Annotated in this window: 24 protein-coding genes; 13 read left to right on the top strand and 11 right to left on the bottom strand. The window is 42.5% G+C overall.

Translation table 11 applies throughout. The features are described from left to right. Positions 1-206 precede the first annotated feature (206 nt). Positions 207-2,111 carry a molecular chaperone HtpG gene (htpG, locus tag L8S15_RS05940; protein WP_010436709.1) on the bottom strand — a complete coding sequence of 635 codons (1,905 nt, stop codon included), beginning with the start codon at positions 2,109-2,111 and terminating at the stop codon, positions 207-209. A gap of 271 nt (positions 2,112-2,382) precedes the next feature. Between htpG and L8S15_RS05935 the strand changes: the two genes are divergently transcribed. The 3 genes from L8S15_RS05935 to L8S15_RS05925 all read left to right on the top strand — a co-directional run bounded on the left by L8S15_RS05935 (position 2,383) and on the right by L8S15_RS05925 (position 4,279). Beyond that, complete coding sequence (locus L8S15_RS05935) at positions 2,383-3,291, top strand: transcriptional regulator (RefSeq protein WP_010436705.1); 909 nt, start codon at positions 2,383-2,385, stop codon at positions 3,289-3,291. 1 nt (position 3,292) lies between these two features. After that, positions 3,293-3,808, top strand: coding sequence for a regulatory protein ToxS (locus tag L8S15_RS05930; RefSeq protein WP_010436702.1), 516 nt, complete (start codon positions 3,293-3,295; stop codon positions 3,806-3,808). 162 nt (positions 3,809-3,970) lie between these two features. Continuing rightward, a complete protein-coding gene (locus tag L8S15_RS05925; protein ID WP_010436699.1) occupies positions 3,971-4,279 on the top strand; it encodes a SelT/SelW/SelH family protein in 309 nt (102 codons plus the stop codon). 138 nt (positions 4,280-4,417) lie between these two features. Here the strand turns inward: L8S15_RS05925 and yfcE are convergent, their stop codons facing one another. Genes yfcE through L8S15_RS05900 form a run of 5 tightly spaced genes read right to left on the bottom strand, consistent with a single transcriptional unit; the run spans position 4,418 to position 7,280 of the window. Continuing rightward, entirely contained in the window at positions 4,418-4,963 is a 546-nt protein-coding gene (yfcE, locus tag L8S15_RS05920; protein WP_010436695.1) for a phosphodiesterase, read from the bottom strand. Positions 4,964-5,010: 47 nt separating this feature from the next. Continuing rightward, the gene (locus L8S15_RS05915) at positions 5,011-5,418 is read right to left on the bottom strand and encodes a CBS domain-containing protein (RefSeq protein WP_010436692.1); all 408 of its coding nucleotides are present in this window, start codon (positions 5,416-5,418) and stop codon (positions 5,011-5,013) included. After that, on the bottom strand, positions 5,415-5,765 hold the full coding sequence (locus L8S15_RS05910; protein ID WP_010436689.1) for a P-II family nitrogen regulator: 351 nt from the start codon (positions 5,763-5,765) through the stop codon (positions 5,415-5,417). Before L8S15_RS05910 ends, L8S15_RS05915 begins: the two co-directional genes overlap by 4 nt. Beyond that, positions 5,755-6,549: a DUF1538 domain-containing protein gene (locus L8S15_RS05905; protein ID WP_010436686.1), complete on the bottom strand. Its 795-nt coding sequence runs from the start codon at positions 6,547-6,549 to the stop codon at positions 5,755-5,757. The genes L8S15_RS05910 and L8S15_RS05905 overlap by 11 nt, the downstream gene beginning before the upstream one ends. After that, positions 6,546-7,280: a DUF1538 domain-containing protein gene (locus L8S15_RS05900; RefSeq protein ID WP_280572074.1), complete on the bottom strand. Its 735-nt coding sequence runs from the start codon at positions 7,278-7,280 to the stop codon at positions 6,546-6,548. Before L8S15_RS05900 ends, L8S15_RS05905 begins: the two co-directional genes overlap by 4 nt. A 297-nt stretch (positions 7,281-7,577) precedes the next feature. Here L8S15_RS05900 and L8S15_RS05895 point away from each other — a divergent pair, with 297 nt between their 5' ends. From L8S15_RS05895 to L8S15_RS05875, 5 genes are all read left to right on the top strand, one after another. Continuing rightward, entirely contained in the window at positions 7,578-8,492 is a 915-nt protein-coding gene (locus tag L8S15_RS05895; protein ID WP_010436662.1) for a TIGR01777 family oxidoreductase, read from the top strand. A gap of 43 nt (positions 8,493-8,535) precedes the next feature. Next, positions 8,536-9,363 (top strand): SDR family oxidoreductase, encoded by an 828-nt coding sequence (locus L8S15_RS05890; protein WP_016767474.1) that lies wholly within the window; start codon positions 8,536-8,538, stop codon positions 9,361-9,363. A 396-nt stretch (positions 9,364-9,759) separates the two neighbouring features. Further along, a complete protein-coding gene (locus L8S15_RS05885) occupies positions 9,760-10,614 on the top strand; it encodes a co-chaperone YbbN (RefSeq protein WP_016791229.1) in 855 nt (284 codons plus the stop codon). 211 nt (positions 10,615-10,825) lie between these two features. Then, positions 10,826-11,755, top strand: coding sequence for an SPFH domain-containing protein (locus L8S15_RS05880; protein ID WP_010436654.1), 930 nt, complete (start codon positions 10,826-10,828; stop codon positions 11,753-11,755). 3 nt (positions 11,756-11,758) lie between these two features. Then, positions 11,759-12,208, top strand: a complete 450-nt coding sequence (locus L8S15_RS05875) for an NfeD family protein (protein ID WP_016799217.1) — start codon at positions 11,759-11,761, stop codon at positions 12,206-12,208. Positions 12,209-12,769: 561 nt separating this feature from the next. Here the strand turns inward: L8S15_RS05875 and cueR are convergent. The 5 genes from cueR to zipA form a co-directional block, all read right to left on the bottom strand. After that, positions 12,770-13,162: a Cu(I)-responsive transcriptional regulator gene (cueR, locus tag L8S15_RS05870; RefSeq protein ID WP_016789598.1), complete on the bottom strand. Its 393-nt coding sequence runs from the start codon at positions 13,160-13,162 to the stop codon at positions 12,770-12,772. Positions 13,163-13,256: 94 nt separating this feature from the next. Then, a complete protein-coding gene (locus L8S15_RS05865; RefSeq protein WP_016793821.1) occupies positions 13,257-14,060 on the bottom strand; it encodes a DUF2057 family protein in 804 nt (267 codons plus the stop codon). A 99-nt stretch (positions 14,061-14,159) separates the two neighbouring features. Continuing rightward, a complete protein-coding gene (locus L8S15_RS05860) occupies positions 14,160-15,260 on the bottom strand; it encodes a porin (RefSeq protein WP_016789596.1) in 1,101 nt (366 codons plus the stop codon). 525 nt (positions 15,261-15,785) lie between these two features. Next, a complete protein-coding gene (ligA, locus tag L8S15_RS05855) occupies positions 15,786-17,798 on the bottom strand; it encodes an NAD-dependent DNA ligase LigA (protein ID WP_280572073.1) in 2,013 nt (670 codons plus the stop codon). A 92-nt stretch (positions 17,799-17,890) separates the two neighbouring features. Beyond that, on the bottom strand, positions 17,891-18,931 hold the full coding sequence (gene zipA / locus L8S15_RS05850; RefSeq protein ID WP_010436639.1) for a cell division protein ZipA: 1,041 nt from the start codon (positions 18,929-18,931) through the stop codon (positions 17,891-17,893). A 229-nt stretch (positions 18,932-19,160) separates the two neighbouring features. Between zipA and cysZ the strand changes: the two genes are divergently transcribed. The 5 genes from cysZ to crr all read left to right on the top strand — a co-directional run bounded on the left by cysZ (position 19,161) and on the right by crr (position 24,151). Further along, positions 19,161-19,919 (top strand): sulfate transporter CysZ, encoded by a 759-nt coding sequence (gene cysZ / locus L8S15_RS05845; protein WP_010436637.1) that lies wholly within the window; start codon positions 19,161-19,163, stop codon positions 19,917-19,919. Between the two features lie 226 nt (positions 19,920-20,145). Further along, complete coding sequence (gene cysK / locus L8S15_RS05840) at positions 20,146-21,114, top strand: cysteine synthase A (RefSeq protein WP_010436636.1); 969 nt, start codon at positions 20,146-20,148, stop codon at positions 21,112-21,114. 302 nt (positions 21,115-21,416) lie between these two features. Then, entirely contained in the window at positions 21,417-21,674 is a 258-nt protein-coding gene (locus tag L8S15_RS05835) for an HPr family phosphocarrier protein (protein ID WP_004734263.1), read from the top strand. Between the two features lie 136 nt (positions 21,675-21,810). Then, positions 21,811-23,535: a phosphoenolpyruvate-protein phosphotransferase PtsI gene (ptsI, locus tag L8S15_RS05830; protein WP_010436632.1), complete on the top strand. Its 1,725-nt coding sequence runs from the start codon at positions 21,811-21,813 to the stop codon at positions 23,533-23,535. A gap of 106 nt (positions 23,536-23,641) precedes the next feature. Next, entirely contained in the window at positions 23,642-24,151 is a 510-nt protein-coding gene (crr, locus tag L8S15_RS05825; protein ID WP_004737851.1) for a PTS glucose transporter subunit IIA, read from the top strand. Positions 24,152-24,707: the final 556 nt, after the last annotated feature.

Below are 24,707 nucleotides of genomic sequence, written 5' to 3'. Positions count from 1 at the left end.
CTAGTCCCAGCTGATTAGGTCGAGCATTCTATCACATTAATATTCAATTTGGCTGAATTTACGACTAAAGAATGCATCGACAACATTTGTGGTAACGATAACGGTGGCGTTGGCCACATTTACCGAATTTTCAACGACGTTCATAAAAAAAGCTCGCATTTGCGAGCTTTTTATTACAATTATTGGATTAGCCCAAAGTCGAAAGACTAGCGCTTTGTTAGTAGCTCGTTGATTGCACCCAAGAATTGTGACGGATCTTCCATTGAGCCTTTTTCAGCTAGCATAGCCTGGCCAAGGAGTAACTCAACCCAACGACCGAACGCTTGCTCGTCCGCTTCATCTGCCATTTGTTTAACCAGAGCATGCTCAGGGTTAATCTCAAAAATGTACTTAACTTCAGGTGCCGCTTGGCCAGCAGCTTCAAGAAGTTTAGCCATTTGCGTACCCATTTCGAAGTCGTCAGTGACAACGACTGCTGGCGTTGTTGCTAGCTTGAAAGTAGTACGAACTTCTTTAACACGATTGCCAAGGTAAGCTTGAGTGCGTTCGACAACAGATTTGAACTCTTCTTCTGTCTCTTTTTGCTTCTCTTTCTCTTCTTCACCTTCAAACTTGCTTAGATCTAAGCCAGCTTTAGTGATTGACTGGAACTGCTTACCGTCGAAGTCCGTTAGGTAGTTCATCACGTACTCGTCAATGCGATCGTACATTAGAACCACTTCAATGCCTTTGGCTTTAAACTGCTCTAAGTGAGGGCTGTTCTTAGCGGCTGCGTAGCTATCAGCAGTTAGATAGTAAATCTTGTCTTGGCCTTCTTTCATGCGCTCAACATAAGAAGCAAGGCTGATGGTTTGCTCTGCAGAGTCTACTTCCGTAGATGAGAAACGAAGTAGACCAGCGATCTTCTCTTTGTTAGCCATGTCTTCCGCTGGGCCTTCTTTCATCACTAGGCCAAACTCTTTCCAAAACTCTAGGTACTTATCGTTATCATTCTTTGCCATACGCTCAAGCATCGTTAGAACACGTTTAGTACATGCACCACGTAGAGATTGAGTTACCTTGTTGTCTTGGAGAATTTCACGAGACACGTTGAGAGGCAGATCATTTGAGTCAATTAAACCACGAACGAAACGCATGTAAGATGGCATGAATTGTTCAGCATCATCCATAATGAATACACGCTGCACGTAGAGTTTCAAGCCACTCTTATGGTCACGGTTCATCATATCCCAAGGAGCTTTCGCTGGGATGTAAAGCAAGCTTGTGTAGTCGTTCTTACCTTCAACTTTGTTGTGGCTCCATGTTAATGGATCAGCAAAGTCGTGAGATACATGTTTGTAGAACTCTTGGTATTCTTCTTTCTCGATATCAGATTTGTTGCGGGTCCAAAGTGCTTGCGCTTTATTGATCTGTTCCCAATGCTCCTCCTCGGTATCTTTACCTTCGTCATCTTTAACGGCTGTTAAGATAGAAACCGGGATACCGATGTGGTCAGAGTATTTACCGATCACTTCACGCAAACGCCATTCATTTAAGAACTCTTTGCCGTCTTCACGCATATGAAGAATGATGTCGGTACCGCGAGACTCTTTAGTGATGTCTTCAATGGTGTAATCACCTTCACCTGCAGAGTGCCATTGAACGGCTTCATTGCTCGCTAGGCCCGCTGCACGAGTGCGAACAGTTACTGCGTCTGCCACGATAAATGCAGAATAAAAACCAACACCAAATTGACCGATCAGCTGAGAGTCTTTGCTCTGATCTTCAGACAACTTTGAGAAAAAGTCTGCAGTGCCTGACTTCGCGATCGTACCTAAATGCTCAATAACGTTGTCGCGGCTCATGCCGATACCGTTGTCAGAAATCGTTAAAGTATTTGCTTCCGCATTAAACGACAGTTTAACACCTAGATCCGCGTCACCTTGGTAGAGGTCACCATTCGATAGCGCTTGAAAACGAAGCTTGTCAGCCGCGTCAGATGCGTTAGAAATCAACTCTCGTAGGAAAATTTCTTTGTTTGAATACAGTGAGTGAATCATCAGATGAAGTAGCTGTTTTACTTCAGATTGAAAGCCACGAGTCTCTTTATTTTGCGTTGCCGTTTCGCTCATTTTTACTCCAAAACATCTATACTTTATGTTGAACAAATACAGGGGCGTTATATTGAATACCTCTCATATGTTCATTAACATGAGGATGACAATTGTAAATTCAAGGTCAAAAATCATAAAAACACTGTTTTTTTGATCTGTTTTTATTATCCTTGAGCCTGATAAATATAAAAGAACATAAAAGAAGCCATAATTTGGTGAAGAATCAGACGAACTTCACCTCTAATTTGTCTATTTCGCACCCAAAATCATCCAAAAATAGAAGAATTCAATGAGCAATATCGGCACAAAGTTTATTCTCGCACAGCGGTTCGTATTCGATCCAAATAGCAATTCACTTGTTGACCAAATGAGCGACGGCGAAGTAGTACGTCTTGGTAGCAATGAAAGCCGCATTCTCCTAATGCTGTCAGAAAGGCCCAATGAAGTTATCACTCGCAATGAATTGCACGAATATGTTTGGCGAGACCAAGGCTTTGAGGTCGATGACTCAAGCTTAACGCAAGCAGTATCGACACTGAGAAAGATGCTGAAAGACTCGACCAAATCTCCAGAGTTCGTTAAGACCGTTCCAAAACGGGGTTACCAATTTATTGCCACTGTTGAGCGTTCTGCACCACTTTCATCAAGTGACCAGTCAATGATGACTGAAATTGCAGAAAATGACGTCGAACCAATCTTGACATTTGCACATACTACGACGACCGAAGATATCGCATCTGAAACCATAGAACTAACACCAATCACGAAAATTCAAGAGACAAAAGTTGAGGTCGAGCCAACCATAACGCCCGTTTTAGCTTCGACCAACAACAATAAATGGCTAACGTTTTCGTTACTGCTTGCAGCTTTCATCATGCCTATTCTGGTTTTGACGTTTACTAATCCTGCAGAATCAGAGTTTCGCACGTTAGCTGAGGTTGACGGCGTGAAAGTACAATCACCAATCAATCACCCTGATCTATCCAGTTGGCTACCAGCCATAGAAAAATGTGTGTTGCATTACAATACCAATCACACAGGAATGCTAAAGCCAGCTGAAGTGATTGCGACAGGCGGTCAAACCAATAATCTTGCTCTTAACTATATTCACCCTCAAGAATATTCGAGTGAAAATGTAACCCTTAGAATTTACGCTAACCAGGCGGATTTAAACGACATTTGTAAAGGTAATCAGTAATATGAAATTAAAAGTATCCATTATTTTACTGGTCCTTTCTGCATTCCTAAGTGGTTGGTTGTATTGGGGAAGTGATGCAAAAGTCGAGCGACTACTTACTCAGCACGAGTGGCAGTCAAAAATGGTGACTCTGATCACTGACAACAAACAAGCTGACTCGATTGGCCCACTTCGTAAGGTTGAACTATCTTCCAACGCAAAATACTTACCTAATGGCACTTACTTAAGAATGTCGATAGTTAGGCTATATAGCACACAAACTGCACCGGCGAATGTGATCAACATTTCAGAGACGGGTCAATGGGATATCAATGACAACTACTTACTTGTCTCTCCTACTGAGTTTAAGGATGTGACTTCGGCCCAGCGCCAAGATTTCTCTGAAGAGCAGCTAAACCTAATCACTCAGGTTATCAAGATGGATGCAGAACAGAGCCGTCGAATTGATATTGTGAACACGAAAACGCTGTTACTCACTAGTTTGAATCACGGTTCTACAGTATTGTTTTCAAACTAAGGTCGAATAGCTCCTACCTCATACCCATTGCTGTGCAACCTTAAACGGTATACCAATAGAAAAAGGGGCATGATGCTCCTTTTTTTATTACCTGTAGCATCTGTATTCTCATTGAAGTCATGATGTTGGTATCAGGATTTACTCATACTTAAAGGACGTCCAATGAATACAAGCTCAGACAAAGCATCATCAATCACTAAAGCATCTATATCCATACACTATTGTCGTCAATGTAATTGGATGCTTCGCTCTAGTTGGTTGTGCCAAGAATTACTGCATACTTTCAGTGAAGAAATAGAGCAAGTGAGTTTGAACCCAGGCACAGGAGGCAGGTTCGAAATCTTTTGTAATGGCGTGCAAATTTGGGAAAGAAAAGCAGATGGAGGCTTTCCTGAAGCTAAAGTACTGAAGCAAAGAGTTCGAAACATCATTGCTCCAGATAAAGATCTTGGCCACGTAGACTCAAAATAAGCGTTCCAGAAGGGTTTAGCTATTTAGCCTCAATTAACTGTTGTTTTTAATTAACTGAGGCACTCAAATCAACGACTCTCCTCAATCGGCGACTGTAGTATTCATAAGTCTCTGATCGGTTTACTCACGACGACCAGTTTATAGATTGCCACTCACAAGCAAGTCGCCTTCGAGGCTAATCACTTGAAATGTGTTGTTTTCATAGATGCCATAGCTAGCGGCATGACCATCTCTTGGAAACGTGACTGAGCTTGGATTGAAGATAAATACACCATCTTGGTATTCTGCAACAGGGATGTGAGTATGCCCGTGCGCAATTACATCACCCGCTTTTAATACAGGTCGCTTGTTGGTGTTATAAAGGTGACCATGAGTTAAGAAGATACGCGCGCCAGACTCTAACAGTACCCATGAATAATCCATCATCATCGGGAAAGACAGCAACATCTGATCCACTTCGCTATCGCAATTACCGCGAACGGCGATAATCTCTTCTGAAAACGCATTTAACTTTTCTGCGACCGCAGGCGGATTATATCCCTCAGGAATCGGGTTTCTTGGACCATGATTCAGAATATCACCCAATAGAACTAAATATTGCGCACCAGACGCTTGATAAAGTTCTAATGCCTTTTCAGTAGCTGGTAGCGATCCGTGTAGATCGGAAGTAAAAAATAATTTCACACATACTTCTCCATAAAAATTATGTGTCTATTGTACGTATTGAAAGGTTAAACGTCATCTCTCGCCATACCATTGATCACGATATTATTGTAACTAACCATACCGACTATCTTATTATCACAGACCACCGGAGCACGGCTGATACCAAAGCGCTCAAACAAACGAGCACAATACTTAACGTTCATATCTGCCGATACGCTTAAGGCTGGTTTTGTCATGATCTCATAAACATTTGTACGCTTTGGAGAGCGGTTCTTAGCAAGCACTTTCTTAGCAATATCGTTCATTAGTACAATGCCGTATTCATCATCCTCATGACGCTTGTCAACGATAATCGCTTTTACCTTGTGGTCTCTTGCCATCTCAATCGCTTCTAACACGGTGGTTAACCCATCGATAATCACATAAGTATTGGCCATCACATCACTTACTCGGATTTTTTCGCTGCTACTCATAGTTCATCCTCCACAACCTTGGTTAGCTTCTCTACTTGATGCGCAACCCCTACGGCATCTTCGACATCTATCTGTACCGCAATACCCTGTCCCGATTCTTGGTCAAACTCCCCCACTTCACTAATTCTTTCGAGAATATGCCTTGCTAGATGCTCCTCGACGACAAACAGCAGCACGTCTTTTTGAACCTCTAACGTCAAACCAAAAAAGGTACGTTTCTGGTTTAAACCTTGCCCTCTGGCATTGTTAATCACCGTCGCCCCGGTTGCTCCAGCATCACGCGCGGCGTCAAGTACGATGTCTGTCTTGCTCTCTTCTACAAACGCTAAGATCAGTTTAAAGCGCATCTTTACTCTCCTTAGAGGTGTATATACGGTTTAACCAATGAGTTATTTGGGCATAACCCATAACCGAAATAATTGGAAATAAGCTGGCAAATGCAATCAAGCCGAAACCATCGATCACTGGATTACGTCCAGGTACGGTTGAAGCAAGTCCTAATCCTAGCGCGGTCACCAAGGGTACCGTCACCGTTGATGTGGTTACACCGCCAGAATCGTATGCGAGAGGGATGATTAATTTGGGGGCATAAAGGGTCTGAATCACGACGATGACATAGCCGAAAATAATGTAGTAATGTATAGGGTCGCCTGCAACGATACGATAGCTCCCAAGAGATATACCAATAGCAACACCGAGTGCAACCGCAATTCTTAACCCGTTGATACTAATGCTGCCACCAGAAACTTGATTCGCTTTAATCGCGACGGCAATCAAAGAAGGTTCGGCAATAGTGGTACTAAAGCCAATAAAAAATGCAAACAGATAAACCCAATAATAGTCAAACCACACCAACCCATGTCCTGAGCTGATCTTAAATTCCGATAAAAAGTTTGGCTCGGTCAACTGCATCGCCATCGTTTCCCCTAGAGGAAACAGGGCCAACTCTAGTCCCATCAAAAACAAAGATAACCCTAAAATGACGTAGAAAAAACCTAGCAATACTTTGGCTAAATTAGTCACAGGTTTACGCAGCACCACTAACTGAAAGCCAAAAATAATGACCCCAATTGGAATGACATCAGTCACGGTACCAAGAAAGGTATCCAAAAATTGCTGAAAGCTCATCATGTCACCACCATTCCATAAACCATCACAAACATCATCGGTAGCAAGGAAGCAAAAGCAATCAAACCAAACCCATCAATCATCGGATTACGTCCCTTGATTGCCGAAGCTAAACCAACCCCTAATGCTGTAACCAATGGAACCGTGATGGTTGATGTTGTCACCCCTCCAGAGTCATACGCAATGCCTATGATGTTCTCAGGAGCAAATGCAGTTAGCACCACGACACCAATATAACCACCAATAATCATGTATTGAATTGGCCAGCCTTTTAGGATTCGCAATACGCCGAGTAAAATAGCGATACCAACTGACAACGCCACAGTGAATCGTAAGCCATTCGCGTAGTGTTCCATTTCATCTAAAGAGTTAGGGATTACCCCTCCCTCAGCCGCGACTTCGGCCGCCTCGGCTGCTACCGCAGTTAATGCAGGTTCAGCGATAGTCGTGCCAACCCCCAAACAAAAAGAAAAGGTCAATAACCAGAACACGCTCCCCTTACGAGCAAATGCTTGAGCCATCGATTCACCAATCGGGAAAAGTCCCATTTCGAGTCCAAATATGAAGAAAGTGAGACCCAAAACCACCAGCAGCAAACCAATAAGGATAGAAAAGAGATGTGGAAGCGGCTCTTGGAGGACCGCGAGTTGAAAAAAAGCAATCACCGCGACAATCGGTAACAAATCTCTCAGACTGCCTAACATCGCTCGAAACAAAGCAAGCACTGCTGTCATCGTGACTCCTTTTGTTTGCGATTATGTTCGGTTATCAATTACTAATAATCATGGCAAATCCTTATCATTGCTTGTGTGACAAATATTACGCAGTTGGTAACCTATCTGAGTAAAGTTCATAAGTGTGATAAAGGTACATAGTCCATCATCAAAATTTAAATTCAGGTACCTGTTTATTGCGGTCGTAATTTCACTATCACACGATTGAAACCAACTGATCGTTATAGTTATTTTTTCGTATTGGTTGGCTATTAAAAACAAGCCATGTCTATAATTATGTTTAATAGGGAGATTGGTATGAAGATATTGTTAACTGGTGGTACTGGATTTATTGGCTCAGAATTGATCAAGACTTGGAACACTGATGACGTGACATTACTGACGCGGAGCCCAGAAAAAGCAAAGCAAAGCCTAAACCACCTTAATCAGAATAATCTTCATTACATTCAATCTCTGGATGAACTAAGCGATCTCAATGACTTCGATGTGGTGGTTAATCTTGCAGGTGAGCCTATCGCTGACAAGCGCTGGAGTTCAGAGCAAAAAGACAGGATTTGTAACAGTCGCTGGCACATTACGGAAAAACTGGTCGAATTAGTTCATGCCAGTAGCAACCCGCCTGAAGCTTTTATCAGCGGCTCAGCCGTCGGCTACTATGGTGATCAACAACAAAAGCCGTTTGATGAAACATTAGAAGTGGAAGATGAAAGCTTTCCTCATGAAGTTTGTGCTCATTGGGAAGAAATCGCCAAACGAGCTCAATCTGACAAAACGCGCGTTGTTTTGCTGCGCACGGGCATTGTTCTTGGCGAAAATGGCGGTGCATTAAAGAAAATGCTGACGCCCTACAAACTGGGAGTTGGTGGGCCTCTCGGCTCGGGGAAACAGTACATGCCATGGATTCACATGCTTGATATGGTTCGGGCCATAAACCACTTATTGTCGATCCCTCACGCTCAAGGAGAATTCAATCTGTGTGCCCCTCATCCCGTCACCAACAAACACTTTAGTAGGACATTAGCCAAGCAATTACGACGCCCGCATATCCTTTTCACTCCTAAATGGGCAATGTCGCTACTCATGGGTGAGTCTTCTTGTCTATTATTCGACAGCATTCGCTCTAAGCCAAAGAAGCTCACTGAGATGGGGTTCATTTTTAGTTATTCAAGAATCGAACCTGCTCTGAAAAACTTGTTACAACATCAAGACTAATTCTTTACCCTAGAACAATAGAAACTCTAATTAAGGATTAAGTGTGAACAAGTCAATTCTTATTACCGGTTGCTCAACGGGTATTGGCTACACATGTGCTCATGCACTTCAAAAGCGCGGCTTTAATGTCATCGCATCTTGTCGTGATCCACAAGATGTAAAACGTCTTCAAGACGAAGGGCTCACATGTATCCAACTGGATCTTTCCAACCAGGAAAGCATCGAGCAAGGCGCAAAACGAGCATTAGAACTGTCTCCGAACGGATTATACGGCCTCTTCAATAATGGGGCTTATGGCCAAGCTGGCGCACTAGAGGACTTACCAATCCAAGGACTTAGAGAGCAATTTGAAACTAACTTCTTTGGCTGGCATCACTTAGTTTGTCAAATTCTTCCTCACATGCGCGAGCGTGGTGAAGGGCGCATTGTACAAAACAGTTCTGTGCTAGGCTTTGCAGCAATGAAATATCGTGGTGCTTATAATGCATCGAAGTTCGCTCTTGAAGGATGGACTGATACCTTGCGCTTGGAGCTACATGGCAGTGGTATCCACATTTCTCTACTGCAACCTGGTCCGATTGAGACTCAATTTAGAACCAACGCCCTGAAAGCATTTAACAAATGGATATCGATTTCAGGTAGTGCACATCAAAAAGCTTACCAACAGCAAAAAGACCGACTCGAAAAAGAATCATCGAACAACGCGTTTGTTCTGCCGCCTGAAAGCTGCGTTGGGCCAGTATTTCATGCACTCACAGCCGATAAACCCAAGCTAAGATACCGAGTTACGACCCCGACTAAAGTGTTCGCGATATTGAAAAGAATTCTACCAAGTCGCTTGCTAGACCCTATTTTGAGAAAAGCTGCATAAATTACTAACTTTGTATCAATAGTCGCAAACTTTAATGTAACGATGTAATTTTTCCGTAACAATAAGATGCCATGATTACCCTATCTCATCAATTATTCCCGATTGATGAATAGACTCTGGAAACTTCATGACTTTAAACCGCCTTAATTGGGTAGGTGTGGGTTTGGCTATTACGTTGTTTATTCTGTTTTGAGTATCTCACGCAACACCTCACTGACTACCTTTATGATAACGCTATGCCTTCCATGTAGAGACAACTACTTTACCAACATAGAAGCATAGCGTTTTTCTATATTTGTCTCTTTTTATCTGAGATAACAGAGTTAGATCTTGAAGTTACCAACTTATCCCCCCATATTTGCAACGTATCCATAAAACAACCCTCAAGGAACGTAAATGCAATCTCCGCATATTGTTGAACTTAATGAACAGAACTTTCGCCAAGTATTAGAAGGTTCGATGCAGACTCCTGTACTCATCCATTTTTGGGCACCAATGAGCCAAGAGAGCGCCCAAGTCATTCCTGAACTACAAACATTAACTCAGCAATACAACGGCGCTTTCACCTTAGCCCTATTGAATTGCGAGCAAGAGCAAGCCATTGCTAGCCAATTTGGTGTACAAGCACTGCCAACCATCGCACTGTTTGTTAACGGTCAACCTGTCGATGGATTAGGTGGTCCTCAAAGCGTGGAAGCGATTGTGGAAATGCTAAGTAAGCACTTACCTAGTCAAGATGAGCTCGCTTTGCGCCAAGCTCTAGAGCAAATGCAAGCCGGTGAGCACGCACAAGCACTCTCGGCAATGCAACAACTGCCAACAGAGTTAACAAACAAAGGTGAAGTAAAACTGGCTATCGCTGAATGCCTTTTAGAGACACAACAGTTTGAACTCGCTGAAACTCAGCTTGCCACTATCCCTCTCGAGTACCAAGACAACTACTATAAAGGCTTAGTCGCTAAGCTTGAACTTCACAAGCAAGCTGCTGACAGCCCAGAAATCCAAGCATTAGAAGCGGCTTTACAGCAAAATCCAGGCGATGCGAAGACCGCTTCTGAATTGGCATTGCAATATCACCAAGTAAATCGTAGCGAAGAAGCTATGGATCTACTTTGGTCATTCCTAGCTAAAGATCTCAATACGCTCGATGGTGACATGAAGAAAGAGTTCATGGATATCTTAAGTGCATTAGGACAAGGTAACGCAGTTGCGAGTAAATACCGTCGTCAACTGTACTCGCTACTGTATTAGTAAAGCACACATATCACAGCGTAGTGTTTAGCTGATACCTATCTCGATAGATAACAAACCCTCAGCAGACCGTACGAATCGAACAACGTTAAATGGGCCATAAAATCAAGGTTTTATGGCCCATTTCTCATTTATAGATTTGCTCGATTTTTAAATATGAGCCAGTATGAGTAATGAACTATCAAAAACTTAAACTTACAAAGGATTTTGTATGGCTATTGATACATTAATTACCATCGGCGTCTTTACTGTCGTCGCAATACTGTTCATTTTCGCTGGAGTAAAAACGGTTCCGCAAGGCAACAACTGGACTGTAGAACGCTTCGGTCGTTATACACAAACACTCAAGCCAGGATTAAATCTGATCATTCCATTTATCGATAAAGTTGGACAACGCATCAGTATGATGGAGCGAGTTCTCGATATCCCGGCTCAAGAAGTCATCTCCAAAGATAACGCAAATGTGGTTATCGATGCGGTGTGCTTTGTACAAGTCATAGATGCCCCAAAGGCAGCTTATGAAGTCAATGATCTTGAGCATGCGATCCGTAACTTAACCCTAACTAATATCCGTACTGTGCTTGGTTCCATGGAGCTAGATGAGATGCTTAGCCAACGTGATATGATCAATACCAAATTGTTAAATATCGTTGATGAAGCAACAAATCCTTGGGGCGTAAAGGTTACACGTATAGAGATTAAAGATGTACAACCACCAGCCGATCTTACTGCCGCGATGAATGCTCAGATGAAAGCCGAACGTAACAAACGTGCTGATATCTTAGAGGCAGAGGGTGTGCGACAAGCTGAGATCTTAAAAGCAGAAGGCCACAAACAATCAGAGATCCTCAAAGCGGAAGGTCAAAAGCAAGCAGCAATCCTGCAAGCAGAAGCGCGTGAGCGTGCTGCAGAAGCAGAAGCGAAAGCAACAGAAATGGTATCAACAGCTATCGCTCAAGGTGACATGCAGGCAGTTAATTACTTTATAGCACAAGGTTACACCGACGCATTGAAGTCTATTGGCCAAGCTGAAAACGGTAAGATCATCATGTTACCACTCGAAGCAACTGGCCTAATGGGTTCTGTTGCAGGTATCGCAGAGATGTTTGCACATAAGAATGACAAGGGTAGTAAGGACTAACTTATGGTCGAATTACTAGAACAAGTAAACCATTGGCATTGGTTAGCGTTTGGTCTAGCACTGCTAGCACTTGAGCTGATTGGAACCGCTGGTTACTTTTTATGGATAGGGATATCTGCCATGCTCGTCGGTGCCCTATTAGGCGCACTACCGATCGGTTGGCAGATGCAATGGTTGTCCTTCGCGAGCTTCTCTCTTATTACCACTTGGCTGTGGTGGAGAAGGCAGTTGTCTAATGACAAGGAATCAGACGCAGGGCGAGAGTTAAACCAAAGAGAGAAACAACTGGTAGGTCAAACGGTTCGTTTAACAGAAGATATTCAGCGCGGGAATTGCCGTATTAAGGTAGGCGACTCTTCTTGGTCAGCAAGAGCGAGTCAAGATATCCCTTCTGGTACCGAAATTAAGATCATCGCTTTAGACGGAATTGTTCTAATAATAGAACCTTTATAGCCAAATGAAATATAAGGCCTGCATTTTGAACAAGTGTAGGCTTAGGGGATTTTCAGGGCTCAATAATATTCGAATTATCATTGTGATAGTTCAAACTAAATAAAAAATAAGTTCTTATTTCGTAAGGCTAATTTACGTAATAAGATTAAAAAGATATAAGAAAGCCTAGTTTATTTACCAACATGTATATGAATTGGAAGCCGTAAACTCGCTTAATTATAATTAATAAAAATGTTAAGTCTGTCTAATTTTTGAAATTTTCTTTTCCTTGTCCATACTTCATTTATCTCGATTAGAGATAAACATAATGGAGTTCATATGAGACATTTTTTAATAATTTTAACAGCTATTTTCAGCCTATCATTTGGAAACGCTTTAGCAAGCAGTCAGTCTCCAAGCAATGGCAATATGGGGCCTATTGTTAAGTGTTCAGATGGAAACGCGGTCACTCATGTGCCACTGCTGATCTGTAAACATTACGGCGGAAAAGTGCAGTGATAGAAGACTAAGTCAGGCTAGTGATGTAATTGCAGCCTGACGATTATTTATAACTGAAACCGGCTAACTGCGACCTGATAGATTGTTTAGGATTGGGCATTCCGTTGAAGCATCTCCTGGGCAATCATGTACCCAAGATTGCAACTGAGCTTTCATCTTATTTAACTCCACAAGCTTCAACTCTATTTCATCTAACTTCTGAGTGGCCTTTTTCTTTACTTCGTAGCTTTGTCTGTTGGGATTCATTGCCAACTCGACAAGTGACTTACACTCACCGAGAGTAAACCCAACCATTTTAGCTCTCAGTACAAACTCTAACTGTTCGATGTGAATCTCGCCGTATTGCCTGTACCCATTTTCTGAACGGTGCGGTGGGCTCATCATGCCTTTACTTTCGTAAAAACGAATGGACTTCGCTGTTGTGCCAACACGTTTCGCTACTTCACCAATATTCACTGTATTACCTGTAATATCTAAAATGAAAAACCGCAGTACTGCTGTTATACAATACTGCGGTTGAAAAACATAGTTAGAGACTTACGTTGGAAGCTTACTCTTGCTCTAACAACCAAATCATAGTTTGAGACTTTTCTTCGCTGTCTAGCTTGTTGAACCAGTATGAAACCATCTCGATTTCTTTTGAGCCTTCAATTGATGCTGGAGAAGCGTTCTTACGATTTTTGAATGCCCAATCTGTCACTGCAGACTGCTCTTCTTTTGTCGCTTGCCCATACCAGTAGTTAACCATCTCTTGAGCTTGTGAAGCTTTTGGTTCTTCAGCAACAACCGCTGCTACAGGTACCGCGACTGGGGCAACCGCGATCGCAGTATGATTATTTGCACCATTATAAATTGTGTCGATATACGCTTTCGGCACAATGAAAGTTGTACTCATTACTGAGTTTTGTCCATCAAGTGTAAATTCTAAATTCTTTTCTCTTGCTTGCTGGATGTCAGCTTCGCTCAATGGAAATTTAATATATTGAGTCTTTGTGCAGTGTTCGCTGCAACTTTCTCTTGGAAGTTGTCTATCTTCTAGCTCAAGCGTTTTACCAAAAAATCTCACCGTTTCGTATTCTTTATAGCTCTGGAAGTAACTCACATCCATGATAATTGAAGATTCTGGAGCCGAGCTCTGTGTTATTTCTTTGTTGTATGTAAAGTAGAGTGACGATTTCAGGATATCAGCACCGACGTTCGCTTTACTTTCCGCCACGTAAGATTGTCCAGTCACTTGAATGTAACCACCTTTAGGCTGTACATCTGCTACTGAATCTGAAAAATTACTTTTTGAATCAAGTGAACTACAAGCTCCCAAAAATAATGATAATACAACTACGCTAACTTTATTCATTATGACTAATTCCTTATGTTCACTATGGAAAAACGCTGGCAAAATAATTTACCAGCGTTTTGATTTTTATCTAACTATTTTTAAGCTGATAACTTTAGCTTAGAAACCGTATTCAAGACCAACGCGAGTTACGATATCTGTATCAGCGTCACCAACAGTACGACCCGCTACACGTAGGTAAGGTACGAAACCATTGTGAACAGCCATTAGCTGACCAGAGATAGTGTTGCTATCTGTGTTAGCTTCTTTGCTACCGTTAAGCTCAGATTCTAAGTTCGCTGCATAACCAAGTTTGAAACCGATTGGACCATTCCAGTATTGACCAATAATAGAGTAAGAATCTTGAGTTTGCTTACGGATACCGTTATCTAGCTCTTCGCCTTTGAATGCTGCTGCAAAGCCGAAACCTGCAGGTAGGCTAGCTTCAAAACCAACGATGTATGCGAATGTATCATCATCGTAGCCAGCTACTTCAGGAGCTTGCTCTGGCTGACCATTTTCGTCGAAAGACCAATCTCCACCAGTAGCAGCAACTACACGTGTACCAGATTCAACCGCACCCATGAATGTGATTTTTTCAAAGCTGTACTTAGCACTTGCGCCAACGAAGTTCGCATCACGAGTCGCTGCACCGCCACCATTGTCGTTATCATCACGACCAACAGAAGCTGCAAAAGAGAAACCACCAAATTTAGCTGAGTCGTAACGTACTTGGTTAGATTGACGATCGTAGTGACCGTTGATGCCGCCCCAATCGAATACTGAGCCTAGACCAGGGTTAGAGAATGGCCAATCGACGATTTCGTATAGTGGCGTAAGAACACGCCCCACACGTAGGTTACCCCAAGAGCCAGAAGCACCAACGAACGTATCACGGAAACCAAGCACACCGCCTGAAACACCACCATGAGACCAGTCTGTGCTATCTACGTAACCAGATTCAATCTGCATTGTGATTAATACGTCATCAAACATCTCTTTGTGTGCACGAAAGCCGATACGAGATTCATTCTCTACAGCGTAACCTGAGCTAGAGTCATTGTTGTCTGTTGTGTTGTAGTTCACTAGAGAGATAGCTGCAACACCGTATACGTCAACGTTGAAGTCAGAGTTGATACCAACTTCTTTCGCCATTACGCCTGTCGATAAAAGTGCAACCGTTGCACCTAGTAGAGTACGTTTGAAAAATTTGTTTTCCATGGAATAAAACTCCTAAAAATGGATATAGCTGTTTGAATATTCCCCGCCTAAAGTTGGCCGCCGTAGAGAGAAATACCTTTTCTTGTTTGAGAACCCTAAACTCTGAATTCTCTATTTCCTTTCTGGTTATACACATCGTGTGCATCCATGGCATTAAGACTAACTTCGCCCTCAAAAAGATCAATGAGAACTTAATTTTCATCTAAAAAAATATGAGTTAGTGCAAATTTACTGGGTACTTAGTGATCTCGCTCGCTAATTTTAAAAAACCACAAAACAACACACAAAACTAAAATAAAAACAATAACTTAAAATAAAATTAGATTTCATAAAATTGATATGACTCGCAAATATTCTACAACTAGAATAGCATTTCATTAATATTGAGCGTCATCACTGTCCTGATTTTATAGTTCGTATAGACACAAAATTCTCAGCAATTAAAAAGCCTTAATTTTTATAGCGGACACAAAAAAAGCACTCCAGAGAAAGGAGTGCCTTTGAGCTTTTTTTATCTGTATTTACTTACGAAATGAGGGCTATTAGATCATCTTCTGTTCTTATTTCGATACCTAAATCTTGTGCTTTGGTTAATTTAGAACCTGCCGCTTCGCCAGCAAATAATATGTCGGTTTTCTTCGATACGCTACCCGTCACTTTCGCACCTAATGCTTGTAGCGCAGCTTTAGCTTCACTTCGACCTAATTGGGACAATGAACCTGTTAACACAACGACTTTACCTTCTAATGGTAGATCTTGGTCATCCGCAACAGCTTCAATTGCAGGCCAGTTAACACCGAGCTCTAGCAACTGCTCGATTACGGCCCTATTTTTCTCTTGTGAGAAGAAGCTTGTGATATGACTAGCAACAATGTCGCCAATATCTGACACTTCAACCAATTGTTCATGTGTTGCTGTTTGAACTAAATCGAGAGTCTTGAAGTGTTGCGCTAAGTTCATTGCTGTCGCTTCACCCACTTCACGAATACCTAGTGAGTAAAGGAAACGTGCCAGTGTTGTGTCTTTAGCTTTGTTAAGAGCACTCACCACGTTCTGAGCTGACTTAGGCCCCATTCTATCAAGTACCGTAATCACACCCGCACTGAGCTTAAATAAGTCAGCTGGAGTTTCTACCATTTCACGATCCACAAGCTGCTCAATTACTTTTACACCAAGACCATCAACATCAAGTGCTTTTCTAGAGACAAAGTGCTTAAGCGCTTCCTTACGCTGTGCCTGACACACCAAACCGCCAGTACAACGCGCTACCGCCTCACCTTCTACGCGCTCAACAGTAGAGTTACATACAGGACAAGTATCAGGGAAAACAATGTCTGTAGCAGTATCAGGACGACGGTCTTGTACAACAGCCACTATTTGTGGAATAACGTCACCAGCACGGCGAATGATAACGCTGTCGCCCACCTTCACGCCTAAACGAGCAATCTCATCAGCATTGTGAAGCGTGGCATTACTTACCGTCACACCACCAACAAAGATAGGTTCTAGTTTAGCCACTGGCGTAATCGCGCCAGTACGACCAACCTGAAACTCAACATCGTTAAGTAAAGTAATCTCTTCTTGAGCTGGGAACTTGTAAGCAATAGCCCAACGAGGTGCTCGTGCAACAAAGCCTAAAGTTTCTTGTGCGGCAATGTCATCGACCTTAATCACCACCCCATCAATCTCATAGGCCAGAGTATCACGACGAGACATAATATCTTGGTAATACGCTTTCACATCATCGAGTGAAGTTAGCTGCTTGGTCTCTGGGCACATTGGTAAACCCCAGCCTTTAAGCTGTATAAAACGTTGGTAGTGACTAGTAGAGAGCTCAGCACCTTGCACAACACCGACACTGTACGCGTAAAAAGCTAATGGTCGCTTTGCCGTAATACGAGAATCAAGCTGACGTAGACTACCTGCGGCGGCATTACGAGGGTTAACAAAGACTTTCTCGCCTTTTTTCAACGCCAGTTCATTCAGTTTGTTGAAGCCTGCTTTTGGCATAAACACTTCACCGCGAACTTCAATGCGCTCAGGCCAACCTTCACCTTGCAACTTAAGCGGAATAGAACTGATCGTACGCACGTTTTCGGTAATGTTTTCACCTGTTGCGCCATCACCACGAGTTGCAGCTTGAACTAAAGAGCCATTTACATAGAGTAAGCTCACCGCTAAACCATCAAGTTTAGGCTCACAACAGAAAGTCTTGAGGTTTGCCGTTGGCGCTCTATCAGACATACGCTTATTAAACGCATCCAAATCTTCATCAGAGAAAGCATTGTCCAAAGAAAGCATTGGTATCTCATGAGTCACTTGCGTGAAGCCCTCTAAAGGCTGGCCACCAACACGCTGGCTCGGAGAATCTACCGTCACTAGCTCCGGGTTCTCTTCCTCAATCTTGAGCAACTGCTGCATTAAGCGATCGTATTCGACATCAGGGATCTCAGGGCTATCTTCTACGTAATAACGAACGGCATGATAGTGCAGAGTTTCTCTTAACTGCTCTAAGGTAACTTGAATCGATTCTTTCATATCATTCTCTGTCGTGATTGAAATATCAAAAAGGGCTCCCTTAGGAGCCCTTTTCTATAAATATAGATTATTTACAAGGCTAAACAATGAGGCTAGGCATTGGAAGCCGTCATAAAGTCTCTGATTTGTTTACGGTAGTCAGACAAGCGGTTTGGTGTCATTAAGTTACGTGACTCATCTAATACGTTACCGCCCATGTCGTCGGCAATTTTCTGAGCTGCACTGAGCATAACGTTGAAATTTTGATCAGCTTGGCCATAACAAGGCAGCGTCATAAAGAACGAAATACCTTTTGTGGTAAAGTCAGCAGGATCGTCGTGTTCTAGAGTTCCTGGTTGCATCATGTTCGCAACACTGAAAATAACTTTGGGCTTGGCACTAGATTGCGCAAAACAGTGATAGATAGACATCTCACCATAGGCTAAGCCGTTACTCTCCATACTACGGAAAAGTTCAGTACCAACAAATGGAATCTCTCCAGCGCAATGAACATTAAGAACAATCACTTCCAGACCTAACTCTTCATCTTGCTTAACTTCTTCAACAGGCGCAGCACTTTGTGTCACAACGGCTTCTGTTGTAATGAACGGCTCATTCGGCGTCAAGCGCTCGCTTTGAGTTAAAGGTCCATCAATCACCTCGTCTGACTTGTCATCAAAAGAACCATATTGTTCTCGGAAGCCAGCGTGATTTTCTCTCTGCTCATCAGTCAAATCAAAGCTTGGAACTTCATGTTCAACCACTTCTTCAAGCTCTTTAGGTTCTTCTACCTTGATTGGGTCTTCAACACTGAAAGAAGGAAGATCACTCAATTCTATACCATCTTCGTGCACTTCTTTTGTTTGTGGCGCGGTTAACGGATCTGAGTCAATCAGAGGATCCGTCGCAGATGGCGAAACCGCAAAATCCGGCTCTTTACGCTCTTTTCGGATTATCTCAAAATCATCTTCTGGGGCGAATGAACGGTTTGGGATAGTTTCTGCGTCATCTAAGCTATCGTTATCAAGCTTACCAAGCGGCTTATCACCAAACTTTGCTTTTCCTTCTTTTTTACTCGTCCACAGACCGTGAAACAATAATGCGGCGATAGCTAATGCGCCAACAATAATGAGTACAAATCGCAATTCCTGCATTTTTCGCTCTCAGCTTTCTTAGTCAACTAGCTATAAAGACGCTGTCACTAAGTTGGGTTAATTTGGCCAATTTCACTACTCTATCAAAAGTAGCCACTGTTTTAGAACAACTTAATACAATTAGTTCCTTACATGGTGTGATTTTCGCCACGCTTTTTTTCTTAATTTCGGTCGAGTACACTAGGGATGTTTGCTATTTAACCAAATTCACATGTGACCTAATTTAAATATGACTATTGAATCTGTTCCCCGCTCTGGCTTTGGCTACTTTATTTTCGGAATAAAGATCGCTTTGTCGCCGAGTATTCGTAAGTTTGTACTACTTCCTCTCATCGCTAACGTGTTACTCGTTGGTGGTGCTCTATTTTATATTTTCTCCAATCTGAACACTTGGATAGAAGGCTGGATTGGAGCACTGCCAAGCTTTTTGTCTTGGTTGTCATATATTTTATGGCCACTCTTAGTATTAACCGTATTGGCAACATTTTCGTATTTCTTTAGCACACTTGCTAACTTCATTGCCGCGCCCTTCAATGGTTTGCTTGCAGAAAAGGTAGAAGAGTTGCTCAGTGGCAAAAAAGTCAATGATGATGGTTTACTCGATGTTCTCAAAGACACTCCACGTATATTAGCGAGAGAATGGCGCAAACTTGTCTACGTTCTGCCAAAAGCGATCGGTTTATTCCTACTTTTGTTAATTCCAGCGCTAGGACAAACCGTTGCACCGTTTTTATGGTTTATCTTTACAGCATGGATGTTAGCGATTCAATACGCTGATTACCCATTTGATAACCATAAAATCAAATTTGATGACATGAGAAACAATTTGAAACAAAAACAAGGCAAGACCTACAGCTTCGGAGCGCTTGTTTCTGTGTTCACAACGATTCCAATTCTAAACCTCATCGTTATGCCGGTTGCCGTCTGCGGCGCTACTGCGATGTGGGTTGCTGAGTTTAAAAACCAAGCGCTACGTTCTCGCCTATAAACTCCCTCAATTTTTAATAACTGCGCCTATCTTTTTTGAAGTTCTTATTTCCATAAAGATAGGCGTGAATTCTGCGACATATCTATATGATATAACTTTTTAATCCTTTTACCTTTTTTTCAAGTTGTTTAATCTAAATTCAAGCTAAACAAACATCGAAAGACACTAGACGGTAAAGTGATTGATATACTACGTTTAGTTCTGTCATTAAATGAAGGAATATCGCATGAGCAAGATCTACGAAGACAACACACTAACGATTGGTAACACGCCTCTAGTTCGCCTTAATAAAGTAAGCAAAGGCAATGTCCTAGCTAAAATTGAAGCTCGTAACCCAAGCTTCAGCGTGAAGTGTCGTATCGGTTCAAACATGATCTGGGAAGCAGAAAAAGCAGGTACTCTAAAACCAGGTATTGAACTTGTTGAACCTACAAGTGGTAACACAGGTGTTGCTCTTGCATTCGTAGCAGCTGCTCGCGGTTACAAGCTAACGCTAACGATGCCTGAATCAATGAGCCTTGAACGTCGTAAGTTACTTAAGGCGTTAGGCGCAAACTTAGTACTGACTGAAGCGCCAAAAGGCATGAATGGCGCAATCGCTAAAGCAGAAGAAATTGTCGCTTCAGACCCAGAAAAGTATCTGCTGCTTCAGCAATTCAACAACCCAGCTAACCCACAAATTCACGAGAAGACAACAGGCCCTGAAATTTGGGAAGCAACAGACGGTGAGATCGATGTCTTTGTCGCTGGCGTGGGTACGGGTGGTACGCTTACAGGTACAAGTCGCTATATCAAAGGCGAGAAAGGTAAAGCAATCACTTCAGTCGCGGTTGAACCAGCAGAGTCTCCAGTGATTGCACAAGCGCTTGCTGGCGAAGAAATCAAACCCGCTCCACACAAAATCCAAGGTATTGGTGCCGGTTTTATCCCTGGTAACCTAGATTTAGACCTGATTGACCGAGTAGAGCCAGTAACTTCTGAAGAAGCGATTGAGATGGCTCAACGCCTAATGAAAGAGGAAGGTATTCTAGCGGGCATCTCATCTGGCGCAGCAGTAGTAGCGGCAAACAGAATCGCGGAACTACCTGAATTTGAAGGAAAAACCATTGTTACCGTGTTACCAAGCTCAGGCGAACGTTACCTAAGTACAGCCTTATTTGCTGGCATCTTTACGGAAAAAGAGAACCAACAATAATATGTGGTCAAATCAATTTTTCGTCCAAAAAAGCCCCGTTTAGGGGCTTTTTTGTTGATCCCTGCCCCACCTTTGGTAATATCGGGTCTGTTTTATTTTTCGCTTCAAAATAAAAGAAGCAATAAACAAATTCTGAAAGTCATGAGTACTCAATAAAAGATGACCATGGCTGGATAAAAATTTATAACCAGTCTAAGTTCTAACACGAACATGGCGTACTAGCCTCTAGCGCATTTGGGCTAAAGCAGTTAAGCTAATCTGGTTACAAACTTACAAAAAATAAATTAATTGGGGTATATAAAATGTACGAGAAGCAAGTAGAAATCACAGCAGAAAACGGCCTTCACACTCGTCCAGCTGCACAGTTCGTTAAAGAAGCAAAATCTTTCGACGCTGACATCACAGTGACTTCTAACGGCAAAAGCGCTAGCGCTAAAAGCCTGTTCAAACTACAAACTTTAGGCCTAGTAAAAGGTACTAACGTTACTATTTCTGCTGAAGGCCCTCAAGCTCAGCAAGCAGTAGACCACCTAGTTGCTCTTATGGATCAACTACACTAATACGGTCTTCTTCTTTCAAAGCCATTTTGCATAGCAAAGTGGCTTTGTTCGAAATAGATAGCAATAAACGCGACATTAGTCGACGACTTAAAGTCACACATTCTCCCGTTTACAGTTGAACAACTAAGGTAAGGCTATGATTTCAGGCATCCTAGCATCTCCTGGTATTGCTTTCGGTAAAGCACTACTACTTCAAGAAGATGAAATTGTCCTAAACACTCAATCTATCTCAGACGATCAAGTTGAAGCAGAAGTTCAGCGTTTTTTTGACGCTCGTAACAAATCTTCTCAACAACTTGAAGTTGTAAAGCAAAAAGCACTTGAAACTTTTGGCGAAGAAAAAGAAGCAATCTTTGAAGGCCATATCATGCTGCTTGAAGATGAAGAGCTAGAAGAAGAGATTTTAGCACTCATCAAGAAAGACAAAATGCACGCAGACAACGCGATCTACACAGTGATCGAAGAGCAAGCTGTTGCACTTGAGTCACTTGATGATGAGTACCTAAAAGAACGTGCGACTGATATCCGTGATATCGGTACTCGTTTCGTTAAAAATGCACTAGGCATCAACATTGTTTCTCTAGCAGATATCAATGAAGAAGTTATCCTAGTTGCTTACGACCTAACACCATCTGAAACTGCACAAATCAACCTAGATTACGTTCTTGGTTTTGCTTGTGACATCGGCGGTCGTACATCTCATACTTCAATCATGGCACGTTCACTTGAGCTTCCAGCTATCGTTGGTACTAACGATATCACTAAGCAAGTTAAGAACGGCGACATGCTTGTGCTAGACGCGATGAACAACAAAATCATCATCAACCCTTCTGAAGCTGAGCTAGCAGAAGCTAAGAAAATCAAAGAAGATTTCGAAGCTGAAGCGGTTGAACTAGCAAAACTAAAAGATTTGCATGCTGAAACTCTAGACGGTCACCGTGTAGAAGTTTGTGGCAACATCGGTACAGTAAAAGACTGTGACGGTATCCTGCGTAATGGCGGTGAAGGCGTTGGTCTGTACCGTACTGAGTTCCTATTTATGGACCGTGACGCGCTTCCTACTGAAGAAGAGCAATACGTTGCTTACAAAGAAGTAGCTGAAGCAATGGAAGGCGAGTCAGTGATTATCCGTACTATGGATATCGGTGGCGATAAAGACCTACCATACATGGACCTTCCACAAGAGATGAACCCTTTCCTAGGCTGGCGTGCAGTACGTATTAGCTTGGATCGTCGTGAAATCCTACGTGACCAACTGCGTGGCATCCTACGTGCATCTGCACACGGTAAACTACGTATCATGTTCCCAATGATCATTTCTGTTGAAGAGATCCGTGAACTGAAAAAAGCAATCGAAGAGTACAAAGTTGAACTTCGCGCTGAAGGCCTAGCTTTTGATGAAGAAATCGAAATCGGCGTAATGGTTGAGACTCCAGCAGCTGCTGCAATCGCACACCACTTAGCGAAAGAAGTGTCTTTCTTCTCTATCGGTACTAACGACCTAACGCAATACACTCTTGCGGTAGACCGTGGTAACGAAATGATTTCTCATCTATACAACCCATTATCTCCTGCTGTTCTTACAGTAATCAAGCAAGTGATCGACGCATCACACGCTGAAGGTAAGTGGACTGGTATGTGTGGTGAGCTTGCTGGTGACGAACGTGCAACATTACTTCTTCTTGGTATGGGTCTAGACGAGTTCTCTATGAGCGGTATCTCTATTCCTAAAGTTAAGAAAGTAATCCGTAACTCTAACTTCGCTGAAGTTAAAGCGATGGCAGATGAAGCACTATCTCTACCTACAGCAGCAGAAATTGAAGCTTGTGTAGAAAAGTTCATTGCTGAGAAAACTCAGTAATCGCCAAGAGCTTAATAAGATTAGACGGCTAAAAATAGTCGTCTAATTTGTTAGATTGGTATAGTATATTCTACAGAATAAAACTAAACGTTAGGAGCATGACACAATGGGTCTGTTTGACAAACTGAAAAAGCTTGTATCTGATGACAGCGCTGATGCTGGTGCAATCGAAATCATCGCACCTCTTTCTGGTGAAATCGTAAACATCGAAGATGTGCCAGATGTAGTTTTCGCTGAAAAAATCGTTGGTGACGGCATCGCTATCAAACCAGCTGGCGATAAAATGGTAGCTCCAGTTAACGGTACTATCGGTAAGATCTTCGAAACTAACCACGCATTCTCTATCGAGTCTGACGACGGTGTTGAGCTTTTCGTTCACTTCGGTATCGATACTGTTGAACTTAAAGGCGAAGGCTTCACTCGTGTAGCTGAAGAAGGTCAATCTGTTAAAGCTGGTGACACTATCATCACTTTCGACCTAGCGCTTCTAGAAGAGAAAGCGAAATCTACGCTTACTCCAGTTGTTATCTCTAACATGGACGAAATCAAAGAGCTGAACAAGCTTTCTGGTTCTGTAACTGTTGGTGAAACTCCAGTTCTTAAAGTAACTAAGTAATTCTGATTACTTATCTGCTTTAATAAAAACGCTACCCAAGGGTGGCGTTTTTTGTGCCTGTTATATTGATCGAGTTCCTTAAACAACGGTTCTGACTGCCGCTCTTCACCTCCTTGTAGACAGCCCCTCAATAAGCCACAGCAATACCAATCCTTAATTGCCAACTAACCGCACTACTTTGTTATTAAACCCAGTTAAACGCACCCTAGGCGCTGACCTTGCATGTTAGATAACGCGGTATAACTTCAGGTAGACACAGACCTCTGATATCTCGCTCAGATCGATTCTGAGATGACGACCAACGACTTCGATTCAGGTACCTCTCTATAGTCGTCATTCCCTACAGCGAAGGACGAGCGTTATAGGGAATCTCGCTTTTGCTCCTTTCAGCATTACGGCACTTTCTCAAACTACACTCTTAGCTAAATCACAGGCAATAAAAAACCCAGCCGAAGCTGGGTCTGTTTAGCGCTCATCTCTCACCACGAGCTAATTTGTGGAAACCAAACGTTAACGCATTGGGTCATGGGTCAACGTGGCCTTTCAATCGATTAAC

Origin of the sequence: Vibrio sp. S/42/10, from assembly GCF_029890535.1 — a bacterium.
GTDB lineage: Bacteria > Pseudomonadota > Gammaproteobacteria > Enterobacterales > Vibrionaceae > Vibrio > Vibrio cyclitrophicus.
The sequence above is the reverse complement of the archived record's forward strand: the minus strand, read 5'-3'. Positions and strand labels throughout refer to the sequence as shown.

Bases quoted from the DNA above. Each gene is read 5' to 3' on its own strand.
- L8S15_RS05860 (WP_016789596.1), bottom strand. From the start codon at position 15,260: ATGGAAAACAAATTTTTCAAACGTACTCTACTAGGTGCAACGGTTGCA.
- L8S15_RS05915 (WP_010436692.1), bottom strand. From the start codon at position 5,418: ATGAGTAGCAGCGAAAAAATCCGAGTAAGTGATGTGATGGCCAATACT.
- ptsI (WP_010436632.1), top strand. From the start codon at position 21,811: ATGATTTCAGGCATCCTAGCATCTCCTGGTATTGCTTTCGGTAAAGCA.
- htpG (WP_010436709.1), bottom strand. From the start codon at position 2,111: ATGAGCGAAACGGCAACGCAAAATAAAGAGACTCGTGGCTTTCAATCT.
- zipA (WP_010436639.1), bottom strand. From the start codon at position 18,931: ATGCAGGAATTGCGATTTGTACTCATTATTGTTGGCGCATTAGCTATC.
- cysZ (WP_010436637.1), top strand. From the start codon at position 19,161: ATGACTATTGAATCTGTTCCCCGCTCTGGCTTTGGCTACTTTATTTTC.
- L8S15_RS05875 (WP_016799217.1), top strand. From the start codon at position 11,759: ATGGTCGAATTACTAGAACAAGTAAACCATTGGCATTGGTTAGCGTTT.
- L8S15_RS05905 (WP_010436686.1), bottom strand. From the start codon at position 6,549: ATGATGAGCTTTCAGCAATTTTTGGATACCTTTCTTGGTACCGTGACT.
- L8S15_RS05865 (WP_016793821.1), bottom strand. From the start codon at position 14,060: ATGAATAAAGTTAGCGTAGTTGTATTATCATTATTTTTGGGAGCTTGT.
- L8S15_RS05885 (WP_016791229.1), top strand. From the start codon at position 9,760: ATGCAATCTCCGCATATTGTTGAACTTAATGAACAGAACTTTCGCCAA.
- cysK (WP_010436636.1), top strand. From the start codon at position 20,146: ATGAGCAAGATCTACGAAGACAACACACTAACGATTGGTAACACGCCT.
- L8S15_RS05925 (WP_010436699.1), top strand. From the start codon at position 3,971: ATGAATACAAGCTCAGACAAAGCATCATCAATCACTAAAGCATCTATA.
- L8S15_RS05880 (WP_010436654.1), top strand. From the start codon at position 10,826: ATGGCTATTGATACATTAATTACCATCGGCGTCTTTACTGTCGTCGCA.
- L8S15_RS05835 (WP_004734263.1), top strand. From the start codon at position 21,417: ATGTACGAGAAGCAAGTAGAAATCACAGCAGAAAACGGCCTTCACACT.
- crr (WP_004737851.1), top strand. From the start codon at position 23,642: ATGGGTCTGTTTGACAAACTGAAAAAGCTTGTATCTGATGACAGCGCT.
- L8S15_RS05930 (WP_010436702.1), top strand. From the start codon at position 3,293: ATGAAATTAAAAGTATCCATTATTTTACTGGTCCTTTCTGCATTCCTA.
- L8S15_RS05935 (WP_010436705.1), top strand. From the start codon at position 2,383: ATGAGCAATATCGGCACAAAGTTTATTCTCGCACAGCGGTTCGTATTC.
- ligA (WP_280572073.1), bottom strand. From the start codon at position 17,798: ATGAAAGAATCGATTCAAGTTACCTTAGAGCAGTTAAGAGAAACTCTG.
- L8S15_RS05910 (WP_010436689.1), bottom strand. From the start codon at position 5,765: ATGCGCTTTAAACTGATCTTAGCGTTTGTAGAAGAGAGCAAGACAGAC.
- L8S15_RS05895 (WP_010436662.1), top strand. From the start codon at position 7,578: ATGAAGATATTGTTAACTGGTGGTACTGGATTTATTGGCTCAGAATTG.
- L8S15_RS05900 (WP_280572074.1), bottom strand. From the start codon at position 7,280: ATGACAGCAGTGCTTGCTTTGTTTCGAGCGATGTTAGGCAGTCTGAGA.